The sequence below is a fragment of the Streptosporangium fragile genome (genome assembly GCF_039534445.1).
Taxonomy (GTDB): Bacteria; Actinomycetota; Actinomycetes; order Streptosporangiales; family Streptosporangiaceae; genus Streptosporangium; species Streptosporangium fragile.
Genome location: NZ_BAAAVI010000009.1, coordinates 153847 through 166108, shown reverse-complemented (window position 1 = coordinate 166108; position 12262 = coordinate 153847). Strand labels below are relative to the sequence as shown.

The 12262-nt window shown below is 71.8% G+C and carries 11 protein-coding genes; 8 read left to right on the top strand and 3 right to left on the bottom strand.

Going from position 1 to position 12262, the window contains the following annotated elements; genetic code table 11:
• The first annotated feature begins 1373 nt into the window (after positions 1 to 1373).
• From nrdR to ABD841_RS08815, 3 genes are all read left to right on the top strand, one after another.
• Positions 1374 to 1835 carry a transcriptional regulator NrdR gene (gene nrdR, locus ABD841_RS08825; protein ID WP_344969626.1) on the top strand — a complete coding sequence of 154 codons (462 nt, stop codon included), beginning with the start codon at positions 1374 to 1376 and terminating at the stop codon, positions 1833 to 1835.
• A gap of 85 nt (positions 1836 to 1920) precedes the next feature.
• Entirely contained in the window at positions 1921 to 4758 is a 2838-nt protein-coding gene (locus ABD841_RS08820) for a vitamin B12-dependent ribonucleotide reductase (RefSeq protein ID WP_344969624.1), read from the top strand.
• A gap of 296 nt (positions 4759 to 5054) precedes the next feature.
• On the top strand, positions 5055 to 5447 hold the full coding sequence (locus ABD841_RS08815; protein WP_344969623.1) for a VOC family protein: 393 nt from the start codon (positions 5055 to 5057) through the stop codon (positions 5445 to 5447).
• 4 nt (positions 5448 to 5451) lie between these two features.
• On the opposite strand, the gene ABD841_RS08810 is transcribed toward ABD841_RS08815, so the two are convergent.
• A complete protein-coding gene (locus ABD841_RS08810; RefSeq protein ID WP_344969621.1) occupies positions 5452 to 6105 on the bottom strand; it encodes a TetR/AcrR family transcriptional regulator in 654 nt (217 codons plus the stop codon).
• Positions 6106 to 6182: 77 nt separating this feature from the next.
• Here ABD841_RS08810 and ABD841_RS08805 point away from each other — a divergent pair, with 77 nt between their 5' ends.
• The 5 genes from ABD841_RS08805 to ABD841_RS08785 all read left to right on the top strand — a co-directional run bounded on the left by ABD841_RS08805 (position 6183) and on the right by ABD841_RS08785 (position 10948).
• The gene (locus ABD841_RS08805) at positions 6183 to 7055 is read left to right on the top strand and encodes an RNA polymerase sigma-70 factor (RefSeq protein ID WP_344969620.1); all 873 of its coding nucleotides are present in this window, start codon (positions 6183 to 6185) and stop codon (positions 7053 to 7055) included.
• A 4-nt stretch (positions 7056 to 7059) separates the two neighbouring features.
• Entirely contained in the window at positions 7060 to 7833 is a 774-nt protein-coding gene (locus ABD841_RS08800) for an SDR family oxidoreductase (protein WP_344969618.1), read from the top strand.
• The gene (locus ABD841_RS08795) at positions 7830 to 8345 is read left to right on the top strand and encodes a hypothetical protein (RefSeq protein WP_344969617.1); all 516 of its coding nucleotides are present in this window, start codon (positions 7830 to 7832) and stop codon (positions 8343 to 8345) included. The genes ABD841_RS08800 and ABD841_RS08795 overlap by 4 nt, the downstream gene beginning before the upstream one ends.
• A complete protein-coding gene (locus ABD841_RS08790; protein ID WP_344969615.1) occupies positions 8329 to 8889 on the top strand; it encodes a TetR/AcrR family transcriptional regulator in 561 nt (186 codons plus the stop codon). The genes ABD841_RS08795 and ABD841_RS08790 overlap by 17 nt, the downstream gene beginning before the upstream one ends.
• Positions 8890 to 9124: 235 nt before the next feature.
• Complete coding sequence (locus ABD841_RS08785; RefSeq protein WP_344969614.1) at positions 9125 to 10948, top strand: alpha/beta fold hydrolase; 1824 nt, start codon at positions 9125 to 9127, stop codon at positions 10946 to 10948.
• Positions 10949 to 10994: 46 nt separating this feature from the next.
• Here ABD841_RS08785 and ABD841_RS08780 read toward each other — a convergent pair whose 3' ends face one another.
• Together ABD841_RS08780 and ABD841_RS08775 are read right to left on the bottom strand one after the other, a co-directional pair.
• Complete coding sequence (locus tag ABD841_RS08780) at positions 10995 to 11771, bottom strand: pyridoxamine 5'-phosphate oxidase family protein (RefSeq protein ID WP_344969612.1); 777 nt, start codon at positions 11769 to 11771, stop codon at positions 10995 to 10997.
• A 227-nt stretch (positions 11772 to 11998) separates the two neighbouring features.
• Complete coding sequence (locus tag ABD841_RS08775) at positions 11999 to 12169, bottom strand: hypothetical protein (protein ID WP_344969611.1); 171 nt, start codon at positions 12167 to 12169, stop codon at positions 11999 to 12001.
• Positions 12170 to 12262: the final 93 nt, after the last annotated feature.

The following is a 12262-nucleotide window of genomic DNA, read 5'->3' as shown; positions in this document are numbered from 1 at the left end:
GAGTTCTTAGAAAGACAACCATCATAGCCAACTCCTTGGCCCACAGAACGACATGGCTACGATCCGACTTCACGTGGTGGTGGCGGCGCTCGTGCTGCTCACCCTGGGGGTGCTGTGGATGGGCGGGTGGATCGACGCCGGCCGGGCGGGTGAGCGGGCGGGCCGTGACGGCCTGCCGCGGACCGCGGTGCACGGGGGCGACACGCCGGGGGAGACCGCCGGCGTGCCGGCGGGGGAGGGGAATCCCGGCCCGGTGGCCCACCGGATCACGAACGCCGGCGGCCTGCCCGGCGCGGTGCCCCGGCCCGGCTCCCGGCCGTACCCGTTCGTCGGCACGGCTTTCTGAGCGCGGCCGGGAGGACCGTGCGCCGCGGGTGGTCGACCCCCGCTGCCACCGCCCGCGGTCTTGGGCATTCCTGGAAATCCGAGAATCGCGAACAATCGCCGCCGAGGCCCTTTCCCGGCCGTTTTCTTGAAACGGCCGTCCCCTGGGACGAAGGTTTCCCCGAGAAGCCGCTCCCTCGAGCCGGCGGCTCCCGGGCGGCGGTTTCCTTGAAACGGCGGTTCTCCCGAGGCGGCCGTTCTCGTGAACGACAGCCTTTCCCCGAGCCGTCCTCCGGCGGGTCCCGCGGTGCGTCCCGCGAGGGGCGTTCCTCCGGGGGCGCCGTCGCGGCCGGTCCCCGAAGTCCCTAGGATCCCAGAGGTCACAGCTTCCCGGGTTCCGGGGATCCCTTCCCGTGCCGCCCCGCAGGCGCACCGCGGCTGGTTTCCCGGAGCCGCTCCCGAAGGGCGCTCCATCGGGTGTCCCGGGGCGTCCGGCGGAGTCCGGCCCGTGGGCCGCCTTCCGGATTCCGGTCGGCTTCTCCGGCCGCTCCGTGGAGGTCTGCGGGAGCGCGCTCCCGCTCCCCGTGCGCGGTCGCGGGGCCGGGGAGGTGGCGCGTTCGCCGGATCCCGGAGGGCGCGCCCGTGCACGTCCCGCGGCTCCGCCGAGGGTGTCTCGACCGGTCCTCCCGCCGGTGTTCGGGGGGTCCTTCCCGGGGTAGCCGGAGGGCCCGGGGCGTACGGGCGCGATGCCCGTGGGGCCCGGGACAACAGAAGAGACGTCCGCGATGTGAGGCGCGGGGGCGACACGCCGGGGCGCGTGGGCTGATCAGCGACTTCGTGCGGCGGGCTCCTGCCAACTTGCGTTCATGGTCGCGCACTTCTACGGTTGGACCACAACATCTAGTGGCTTCATCAGAGCGCTACCCCACAAATTGTGTTTCCATTACCGCACCTCGACTATTTGAGGGGCGTGTGCGAGCGTCCCGGCGCACATGTTGTGGGGTAGATGAGACGGGTGAGCCGCTCGGCAGCTCAAGGAGGCGACGCGCGTGCACTGTCCGTTCTGTCGTCATCCGGATACCCGGGTCATCGACAGCCGGTCCACCGACGACGGCAGCGCCATCCGGCGTCGCCGTACATGTCCGGAATGCGGGCGCAGGTTCACCACGCAGGAGACCGTCCTGCTCATGGTGAGCAAGCGCAGCGGCGTGACCGAGCCGTTCTCCCGGGAGAAGGTGATCGCGGGTGTCCGGCGGGCCTGCCAGGGCCGGCCGGTCGGTGAAGACTCCCTGGCGCAGCTGGGCCAGCGGGTCGAGGAGAGCATCCGGGCGACCGGGTGCGCGGAGATCCCCGCTCACGAGGTCGGGCTGGCGATCCTGGGCCCGCTCCGCGAGCTGGACGAGGTGGCCTACCTGCGCTTCGCCTCCGTCTACCGGGGGTTCGAGACCCTGGCCGACTTCGAGGCCGAGATCAAGCAGCTCCGGGCGGAGCGCTCCGAAAAGCAGGGCTGAAGGCAGACCCCGGGCGCCGGGGGTGAAGCGGCGCGTCGATGTGGTCCGATTCGAGGGTTCTATGGGGCCCCAGGAGGGGGAAGTCATGACGGAGACCGTCAGTGGCGCAGTTTCACGTGGCGGCAAGCGGGTGCGCAGGGGCTTGAAGATGAAGCGCATCTTCACCACGCCGGGTGTGCACCCCTACGACCAGGTGTCGTGGGAGCGCCGTGACGTCGTCATGACCAACTGGCGCGACGGATCGATCAACTTCGAGCAGCGCGGGGTCGAGTTCCCCGAGTCGTGGTCGGTCAACGCCGCCAACATCGTGACGACCAAGTATTTCCGCGGTGCGGTCGGCACCCCGCAGCGCGAGTGGAGCCTCAAGCAGCTCGTCGACCGCGTCGTGGGCGTCTACACCAGGACCGCGGTCGAGCACGGCTACTTCGCCACCGACGAGGACGCCGAGATCTTCGACCACGAGCTCAAGTACGCCCTGGTCAACCAGGTCTTCAGCTTCAACTCGCCGGTCTGGTTCAACGTCGGCACCGCCTCGCCGCAGCAGGTCAGCGCGTGCTTCATCCTCTCCGTCGACGATCAGATGGAGTCCATCCTCGACTGGTACAAGGAAGAGGGTGTGATCTTCAAGGGCGGTTCGGGCTCCGGCGTCAACCTCTCCCGGATCCGCTCCTCCAAGGAGCTGCTCTCCAGCGGCGGCACGGCCAGCGGCCCGGTCTCCTTCATGCGCGGCGCCGACGCCTCCGCGGGCACGATCAAGTCCGGTGGCGCCACCCGGCGCGCCGCCAAGATGGTCGTCCTGGACGTCGACCACCCCGACATCGAGGAGTTCATCGAGACGAAGGCGCGTGAGGAGGACAAGATCCGCGCCCTCCGCGACGCCGGGTTCGACATGGACCTGGGCGGCAAGGACATCGTCTCCGTCCAATACCAGAACGCCAACAACTCCGTGCGCGTCTCCGACGAGTTCATGCGCGCGGTGGAGCAGGGCGGTGACTTCGGCCTGCGCGCCCGCCTCACCGGCGAGATCATCGAGAAGATCGACGCCAGGGACCTGTTCCACAAGATGGCCAAGGCCGCCTGGGAGTGCGCCGACCCCGGCATCCAGTACGACGACACGATCAACGACTGGCACACCAGCCCGGAGACCGGCCGCATCACCGCCAGCAACCCCTGCTCGGAGTACATGCACCTGGACAACTCCTCGTGCAACCTGGCGAGCATCAACCTGCTGAAGTTCCTGAAGGACGACGACTCCTTCGACGTCGCGAACTTCGTGAAGATCACCGAGCTGATCATCACCGCGATGGACGTCTCCATCACCTTCGCCGACTTCCCGACCGAGAAGATCGACCGGACCACCCGGGCCTACCGCCAGCTCGGCATCGGCTACGCCAACCTGGGCGCGCTGCTCATGGCCACCGGCCACGCCTACGATTCCGACGGCGGCCGGGCCATCGCCGGCGCCATCACCTCGCTGATGACCGGCGCCTCCTACCGCCGCAGCGCCGAACTGGCCGCGGCCGTCGGCCCGTACGAGGGGTACGCCCGCAACGCCGAGGCCCACAAGCGGGTCATGCGCAAGCACAGCGACGCCAACGACACCCTGCACACGTTCGAGGCGATGGACGAGGCCATCCACCGCGAGGCCACCAGGCAGTGGGCCGAGTGCCTCAAGCTCGGCGAGAAGAACGGCTACCGCAACGCCCAGGCCTCGCTGCTCGCCCCGACCGGCACCATCGGCCTGATGATGGACTGCGACACCACCGGCATCGAGCCCGACCTCGCCCTGGTCAAGTTCAAGAAGCTCGTCGGCGGCGGCTCCATGCAGATCGTCAACCAGACGATCCCGCGCGCCCTGCGGCGGCTCGGCTACCAGGAGGAGCAGGTCGAGGCGATCGTCGAGTACATCGCCGAGCACGGCCACGTCGTCGACGCCCCCGGCCTGCGGGCCGAGCACTACGAGGTGTTCGACTGCGCCATGGGCGAGCGGGCGATCGCGCCCATGGGCCACGTCCGCATGATGGCCGCGGTCCAGCCGTTCCTGTCCGGGGCCATCTCCAAGACGGTCAACCTGCCCGAGTCCGCGACGGTCGAGGACATCGAGCAGGTCTACCTGGAGGGCTGGAAGCTCGGCCTGAAGGCCCTGGCCGTCTACCGCGACAACTGCAAGGTCGGCCAGCCGCTCTCCGCGGCCGGCAAGAAGGCCGACGAGAAGTCCGAGGAGAAGCCGGTCGCGGAGCCCGAGATCCAGGTCGTGGAGATCAGCCGCCCGACCCGCCGCCGCTTGCCGAACCAGCGTCCCAGCACCACCACCCGCTTCACCGTGGGCGGCGCCAAGGGCTACATGACCGCCTCGTCCTACCCCGACGACGGTCTGGGCGAGGTCTTCCTGAAGATGTCCAAGCAGGGTTCGACCCTCGCGGGCGTCATGGACGCCTTCTCCGTGGCCATCTCCATCGGCCTGCAGTACGGCGTGCCGCTGGAGACCTACGTCGGCAAGTTCGTCAACATGCGCTTCGACCCGGCCGGCATGACCGACGACCCGGACATCCGCATGGCCGCCTCGGTGATGGACTACATCTTCCGCCGGCTGGCCCTGGACCACCTGCCCTACGAGGAGCGCGCCGCCCTGGGCATCTTCTCCGCCTCCGAGCGCGCCGCCCAGCAGCGCGGGGAGGACCCGGCCCCGGCCAATACCGACCAGGTCATCGCCGAGCTCGCCACCTCGGCTCCCATCGAGGCGCCGCACAAGCCCCGGTCCGAGCCCGTCACCGTGGAGGTCACGCAGCGGGCCGGCTCCCTGGAGTCCCACCAGGGCCGCACCGCCGACGCGCCGCTCTGCATGACCTGCGGCACCAAGATGCGCCCGGCCGGCAGCTGCTACGTCTGCGAGGGCTGCGGCTCCACCAGCGGCTGCAGCTGATCGTGAGCGCTGCCGAAGATTGAGATCCCCGGCCGGAGCGGGGACCGGCCGAAGGCCGGTCCCCGCTCCGGCCGGTGTGTCTCCCGTCGGCGACGTGACCGCGGTGACCGGCGCTCTCCTGACGCGTCCGGCGGATGGCCGGGGGTGGCCGGGGCCCGTGCCCCGGCGGTGCGTCCGTTTCCTGCAAGACCGCGGTCGGGGGCGTGGCTAGGTTGAACCGTACGGACGGGACGGGGCCGTCCTCGCCGGCCGGTCACGCCATCCCGTCGTTCACGCTCTGATCGGAGGCATTCGCCATGAAAGCGCAGCTGGACGTCATCGGCCTGGTCGTCAAGGACATGGGCCGGTCGCTGGCCTTCTACCGGTTGCTCGGCCTGGACGTGCCGCCGGAGGCCGACGGGCAGCCGCACGTCGAGGTCACCCTGCCCGGCGGCCTGCGCCTCGCCTGGGACACGGTCGAGACCATCCGCTCGTTCCACCCCGAGTGGCGACCCGGTGACGGACAGGAGGGGATGTCGCTGGCGTTCCGGTTCGACACCCCCGCCGAGGTGGACGAGGCGTACCGGGAACTGGTCTCCCTCGGGTACGAGGGCGTCAAGGAACCGTGGGACGCGTTCTGGGGGCAGCGGTACGCCGTGATCCACGACCCGGACGGCAACGGCGTCGACCTGTTCTCGCCGAACGCCTGAGCCGCTACCTGGGCCGTTGTTCGGCCGCCCAGCGGCGGTCGATCTCCTCGGCGCTCGGCGGCGGTCCGGGCAGGGGGTCGGCCGAGCCGAGGCGCAGGCCGTCGAGGGCCAGTGCCAGGTAGCGGTGCCTGATCTGGGCGGTTCTGGTCTCGTCGCCGAGATGGAGGCTCGCGATCTGTTCGAAGACCATCGACAGGTCGGCGACGTCCAGGCCGGGGCGGAGGACTCCCGCGTCCCGGGCCCGTTCGAAGATCCGTACGGTGAGCTCGTTCGCGTGGGCGGAGTCGCGGTGCAGGCTCTCGTCGGGGGTGAAGGTCCCGGCCAGGTTGATCGTCAGCGAGTGCGTGTCGGCGTCCACGACGCGGCGCATGAACCCGGCGAAGGCCTGCCACGGGTCGCCGTCGTCGGCCAGGGCCGCCTCGGCCTCGGAGATGTACAGTTTGAGCCCGTCGGAGCAGAGCTTGCGGAGCAGGTCCTCCTTGCCGGGGTAGCGGCGGTAGAGGGCGCTGATGCCCACCCCCGCGCGCTCGGCCACGGCGGCGATCGGGGCCCCGGGGTCGCCGACGAAGACCGCTCGCGCGGCCTGGAGGATCACGTGGTCGTTACGTGCCGCCTGGGCCTTCCGGCCGTTCAGCGGCGCCGTACTGGTCGTCTCCATGTCCTCACCATAACTCTCGGAACGTACTATTCCGTTCTAATTTTTCGGAGTCGCGGATTCTCTGCCACCCTGGTCGGGTGACGGAGGACGTTGAGGAGTTCGAAGCGGAACGTCCGAGGATGTTCGGCCTGGCCTACCGGATGCTCGGCTCGACCGCCGAGGCCGAGGACGTCGTCCAGGACGCCTACCTGCGCTGGGGCCGCGCCGAGCGGGAGAACATCGGATCGCCGGGGGCCTGGCTGGCCAAGGTGGTCACCAACCTCTGCCTCAACCGGCTGACCGCCGCCCGCGCCACCCGCGAGCGCTACGTCGGCTTCTGGCTCCCCGAACCCGCGCCGACCGGCGCGCTCGGCCCGCTGGAGACCGCCGAGCAGCGCGACTCGGTGTCCATCGCCTTCCTGGTCCTGCTGGAGCGGCTCACCCCGGCCGAACGCGCCGTGTTCGTGCTGCGCGAGGCGTTCTCGTACGGCTACCGGGAGATCGCGGAGGTGCTCGACCTGTCGGAGGCCAACTGCCGCCAGCTCCATGGCCGGGCCCGCAAACGGGTCGGCGAGCGCCGCAGGTTCGACGCGCCGGGTGAGCAGCGGCGCGAGGTCGTGGAACGTTTCCTGGCGGCGGCCCGGGGCGGTGACCTCGCCGGGCTGGAACACCTGCTCGCCGCCGACGTGGTCGCCTGGGCCGACGGCGGCGGGAAGGTCAGCGCCGCGCTGCGGCCGGTGACCGGCCGGGAGAAGGTCGTCCGCTACCTCGCCGGGATCGCCGCCCGGTTCGCGGCCGGGGTGGAGCTGGGCCACGCCGACGTCAACGGTCAGGACGCGATCCTCGCCTGGCGCGACGGCGAGCTCATCACCGTCTTCGTGGCGGAGGTGTCCGGCGGAATGATCGTCGGGCTGCACTTCATCCTCAATCCAGAAAAACTGTCACATTTCCGGGGGCTCGCCGGTTCGTAGGGGCATGACAGAGAAAATCCTGGTCACCGGAGGTACGGGTACCCTCGGCCGCCATGTCGTCGACCGGCTCGCCGCGGCCGGTCACCCCGCCCGCGTGCTGAGCCGCACCCGGGAACCGTACCTCGGCGACCTGCGAACGGGGGCCGGGCTCGGCCCCGCCCTCGACGGAGTCCGCACGATTATCCACCTGGCCAGCGACCCCCGCGACGCCGCGACGGACGTCGAGGGCACCCGGCGGCTGATCGCCGCCGCGCCCGAGGGGGCGCACCTGGTCCACATCTCCATCGTCGGCGTCGACCGGCACCCGTACTCGTACTACCGCACCAAGTTCGAGGTGGAGAGGCTGGTCGAGAACTCCGGCCTGCCGTACACCATCCTGCGGACCACGCAGTTCCACGACCTGGTGCTGTTCATGATGGCCGCGTCGGCCAGGTCGCCCATCATGCCCGTCCCGGCGGGCACGGCCTTCCAGCCCGTCGACGCGGACGAGGTCGCCGAGCGGCTGGTCGGCCTGGCGCTCGACGCCCCCGCCGGGCGGGTGCCCGACATGGGCGGTCCCCAGGTGCTCGGCGCGGCCGAGCTGGCCCGCGCCTACCTGCGGGCCACGGGCCGGAACCGGCTCATCCTGCCGCTGCCCCTGCCGGGCAGGGCGTTCGCCGCCTTCCGGCGGGGCGTCCACCTCGCGCCCGGCCACGCCGACGGGCGGAAGACCTTCGCGGAGTTCCTGGCGGAGACCGAGGGCAGGACCGGGTACGGCGCGCGGGCGGTGAGCCGATGAGCGGGATCTTCGCGGAGGCGCGGACCCGTGGCGGCGCGCCCGGCCGGGCCCCGGGCGGTGCGGCCCGGGGGTGGCTGCGGGCCGGGCTCGCCGGGCTGGCGGTCACGCAGGCGGTCATCGGGGCGTGGGCGTCGATCTCCCCGCGCGGGTTCTTCGAGGACTTCCCGTTGCCGGGTCACCCCTGGGTGGCGCTGCTGCCGCCGTACAACGAGCACATGGTGCTGGACTTCGGCGGGCTGAACCTCGGCTTCGGCCTGATGCTCGCGGTCGCGGCGGTGACGCTCGACCGGCTGCTGGTCCGCACGGTGCTCGGCGGCTACCTGGTCTTCGCGGTGCCGCACCTCGCCTTCCATCTGGGGCACCTGGGTCATTTCGCGCCGGTGGACGCCGTGGGCCAGGCCGTCACGCTCGCCCTTTGCGTGGTGACCCCCTTGGTTCTGCTGTTCCTGTCCGGGAGGGTTGCAAATAATAAGAAGACCGGTCTATTTTTTAGGCATGGGACAGAAGGGTGACGAGACACGCGGCCGGCTGCTGGACGCGACGCAGGACCTGATCGAAGGCGGCGGTTACTTCGGCGCCGGGCTGAATCAGGTGATCGCGGTCAGCGGGGCCCCGCGCGGCTCGCTCTACTTCCATTTCCCCGGCGGCAAGGACCAGCTCGTCGGGGAGTCCGTGCGCCGGGCCGGTCGCGAGGTCGGCCGGGCCGTGCAGGACCTGGCCGAGACCGCGCCCGGCACCGCGAGCCTGGTGAACGGCGTGCTGGCGCTGCTCGGCGACAGGCTGGAGGCCTCCGGGTGGCGCAAGGGCTGCCCGGTGGCCACGGTCGCGCTGGAGATGGCGGCCGTCAACGACCCGCTGCAGCAGGTCTGCTCCGAGGTCTACGGCTCCTGGGAGAACGTGCTGCGCGAGCGGCTGGCGGCCGACGGGCATCCCGACGCCGCCGACCTGGCGGTCACCGTCCTCGCCCTGATCGAGGGGGCGCTGCTGCTGGCGCGGGCCCACCGCAGCCGGGAGCCGCTCGACCGGGTGGCCCGGAGGATCGCGACGCTGCTCTGAGCGGCCTCCCGGCGGGCCCCGGAGGCCCGGTCGAACCCTCGCCGAGTGCGGGGAGGGGTTCCCGGCCGGGGCCTCACGGTGAAACCGCCACGAACGGGAAGGGCGGCCCACCCGGCGCCCCAACCGGCGGCCCACGCCGGGTGGTACCCCGGGCCACCCCAGGTGCTCGCATGCCCTGTCCTGTGCTTCCGCGTGCCCATTAAATATGTAGACCGATCTATTATGAGGTGATCATGTGGCCCCCGACTCCATCGTCTTCGGTGCTACGGGATTCGTCGGACGCTCCCTGGTCGCGGAGCTGCTCCGCCAGGGCCGAGGCGTGGCCGCCGCCGTGCGCGGACCGGGAGACCGGCTCACACCCTGGCTCGCCCGGCGGCGGGTGGACACGAGCGGATTGACCGTCGTCTCCGCCGACATCACCCGGCCCGGTCTCGGCGTCGGGGGCGTCGAAGGCGTCACAGTCGTGGACGGCGGGGACGGCGGGGACGGCATGGACGGGGTACGCGACGTCTACAACGCCGCGGCCCGTTTCGCCTTCGGCCTGAGCGCCGAGGAGGCCAGGGCGGTCAACGTGACCGGCGCGCTCAACGTGGTCGGCTGGGCGGCCGCCCGGCCCGGCCTGCGCCGCCTGGTGCACATCAGCGGCTACCGCGTGAGCGGCGGCCCGTGGGACTACCGCCGGGACGGCGCCTACGAGGCGTCCAAACGGGAGGCCGACGCGGCGGTGCGGGCCAGGGCCCACGAGCTGGGCGTGCCGCTGACGGTCGTCAACCCCAGCACCGTGGTCGGCCCCGGCCAGTTCATCGGCCTGGCCTCGGTGATCCACGCTCTCTGGAACGGTCGGCTGCCCGCCCTGCCCGGTGGCCCGGACGTCTTCCTGCCGGTGGTGGACGGTGACTATCTCGCCCGGTTCATGGCCGCCCTGCCCGAACACGAGGAGACCTCGGGGCAGGCGTACTGGGTTCTCGACGACGCGACGCCCAACCTGCCGGAACTGGTCGGGCTGGTCGCCGGGCACCTGGGGGTGCCCGCGCCCCGCCGGACGATCCCGGTCGGGGTGGTGCGGCGGCTGCCCCGCGCGCTCACCGGGGCCGACCCCGAGACGCTGTCGTTCATGTCCGCCGACCGCTACGACACCGCTCCTGCCCTGGCCTTCGCCGAGCGGGCCGGCCTCCGCATGCCCCCGGTCGGGCAGGTGCTCCGCGACTGGGCCGACGGGCTGGTCGGCGCCCGCTTCGGCACGGGCACCCCGCCCCGCGAGCCGCACGGTTTCCGGGACGTCGCGGGGAGCCGGACCTGGCTGGCGGGCGAGCGGGAGAACCCCGAGTACGTGCTGCTGCACGGGCTGCCGCTCGACGCCGACTCCTGGGAGGCCGTGCTCGGCCACCTGGACGCCCCCGCTCTGACCGCCGACCTGCCGGGCCTGGGCCGTTCCGGCGACCTGCCGGGCCTGGGCCGTTCCGGCGACCTGCCGGGTTCGGGAGGCCCGGGATCCGATCGCTCGCCGGACGGCTGGACGGAGGCTCTCATGGCGCCGGTCAGGACGGAACCGGTGCTGGTCGGGCACTCCTTCGGCTGCGGGCCCGTGCTGCGTTACGCCGCCGCCCACCCCGGCAGGGTGGCCGCCGTGGTCCTCGTCGCGCCGGCCTTCCTCCAGGCGCCCTCGCCCCGGTTCCTCCGGTCGGGTACGGCCGTGCCGATGCTGCGCCGGATGCCGAGGGAGCGCCTGGGCGCGAGGCTCGGAATCCCGGCGGACGCGGTCGCGGACCTGCGGCGGCCGGGGGCGGCGCGCCGGGTGGTCGGTGCGATGCGCGCGGCACACGCCGCCCGGGACGGGCTCCGCGGGCTGCTCGACCGGGTGGAGGTGCCGGTGACGATCGTCACCGGGTCGTCCGACCCGCTGACCGTGGACAGGACCGCCGTCGTGATACCGGGTGCCGGGCACTATCCCCAGCTCACACACCCCGGGGAACTGGCCGCGGTGCTGCGGGCAGCCGGTGCGCGGGACCGCGTGGTGCCACGCGGTGCCGCGGTGATCCGCTCGGGGCCGAAGGGCTGAGTCCCCGCCCGGTGTGCCGGCGGTCCTGTCGGGTCCGGCGGCGCCGTCAGGGGAACGGTGTGCCCGCGCGCCCGGCGATATGGGCGGGAAGGGGGATCCCCTCGGGCAGCACCGGGTCGGGCACCGGCTCCAGCCAGGTGGTGGCCAGTGGCAGCACGCCCGCCCACAGCCCCAGCTCGGCGTCGGACCCGTCGCCGTCGTCCGGCGGCCCCGCGCTCACCTTGACCGACGCCTCGGCCAGGGGGATCGCGAGGATGGTCGTCGCCGCCAGCTCCTTGCGGCTGGGCCGTCTGGCGTAGTCCCACTGCCCGGGGGCCGCGTGCTCGGTCAGAATCCGCAGCGCGGCCAGTTTCTCCTCGCCCTCCAGTTTCCTGGGCACACCGTAGATCATGGCGGAGCGGTAGTGGACCCCGTGCTCGAACACCGATCTGGCCAGGATCAGGCCGTCCACGTGGGTGACCGTCACGCAGACCGTCCCCGGGGCGGTCCTCCCGTCCGGGCCGGCGTCCGCCTCCGCACCCGCCTCGGCGTCCGTATCCGCCTCCGTATCCGCCTCCGGTCGTGAGCCGGTCTCCGCGGTCGTGCGCCGCCCGGCGGTCTCGCGTCCGGCGAGGCTCCTGCTGGCGACCGAGCCGTGCACGTAGAGGTGGTCGGCGTCGAAGCCGTACACCGTGGGGACCACCATGGGGACGCCGTCGGAGATCACGCCCAGGTGGCAGACGAACCCGGCGCGCAGCACCTCGTAGAGGGCGGCCCGGTCGGTCCGGCCCTTCTCGCGGAGGCGCCGGTGCCGGGTGCGCTCCGTTGCGGATAACTCGCTCATAGGGCGACATTCAATCAGCCGGAGATCCCGCCGGGTGCGGTTGGGCTGGTCGGGCGTGCGGCGACGGCACGGTCCGGCCGGGGGGTGTGCCCGGAGGGGCTGGGAAGGCGGCGCGCCCGGAGGGGGCGGGAGGGGCCGAGTGCCGGGAGGGGCCGGTATCCGGAAACGGAACCGCGCCCGGAAACGGGAAAAGACCCGCGGCGCGGGTCTTTTCCCGGGAAAGAGGGTCAGGCGGCGGAGGTGGGACCGCTCGTGCGCGGGAACCGCAGGACGTTCCGCCCGGCGTAGGCGCGCAGGTCGATGACCTTGGCGTCATTGGCCACCCGGCTCATACCGCGGCGCGTCGCGGAACGGATGTCTCTGATCTTGAGCCGCGCGACGGATGGCGGCACAGCCATAAGTCTCTTCATCGAGCCCCCCCGGCGTGATGGTTCCGTTATACGAAATATCTACAGATCGCCGCATAAAACCGGTGTAAAGAGTCGATCAAT

Excerpts from the sequence above, each read along its gene's own strand:
- ABD841_RS08815 (WP_344969623.1), top strand. The coding sequence starts at position 5,055 with ATGAAAGCGCAGCTGGACGTCATCGGCCTGGTCGTCAAGGACATGGGC.
- ABD841_RS08800 (WP_344969618.1), top strand. The coding sequence starts at position 7,060 with ATGACAGAGAAAATCCTGGTCACCGGAGGTACGGGTACCCTCGGCCGC.
- ABD841_RS08820 (WP_344969624.1), top strand. The coding sequence starts at position 1,921 with ATGACGGAGACCGTCAGTGGCGCAGTTTCACGTGGCGGCAAGCGGGTG.
- ABD841_RS08790 (WP_344969615.1), top strand. The coding sequence starts at position 8,329 with ATGGGACAGAAGGGTGACGAGACACGCGGCCGGCTGCTGGACGCGACG.
- ABD841_RS08795 (WP_344969617.1), top strand. The coding sequence starts at position 7,830 with ATGAGCGGGATCTTCGCGGAGGCGCGGACCCGTGGCGGCGCGCCCGGC.
- ABD841_RS08775 (WP_344969611.1), bottom strand. The coding sequence starts at position 12,169 with ATGGCTGTGCCGCCATCCGTCGCGCGGCTCAAGATCAGAGACATCCGT.
- ABD841_RS08780 (WP_344969612.1), bottom strand. The coding sequence starts at position 11,771 with ATGAGCGAGTTATCCGCAACGGAGCGCACCCGGCACCGGCGCCTCCGC.
- ABD841_RS08810 (WP_344969621.1), bottom strand. The coding sequence starts at position 6,105 with ATGGAGACGACCAGTACGGCGCCGCTGAACGGCCGGAAGGCCCAGGCG.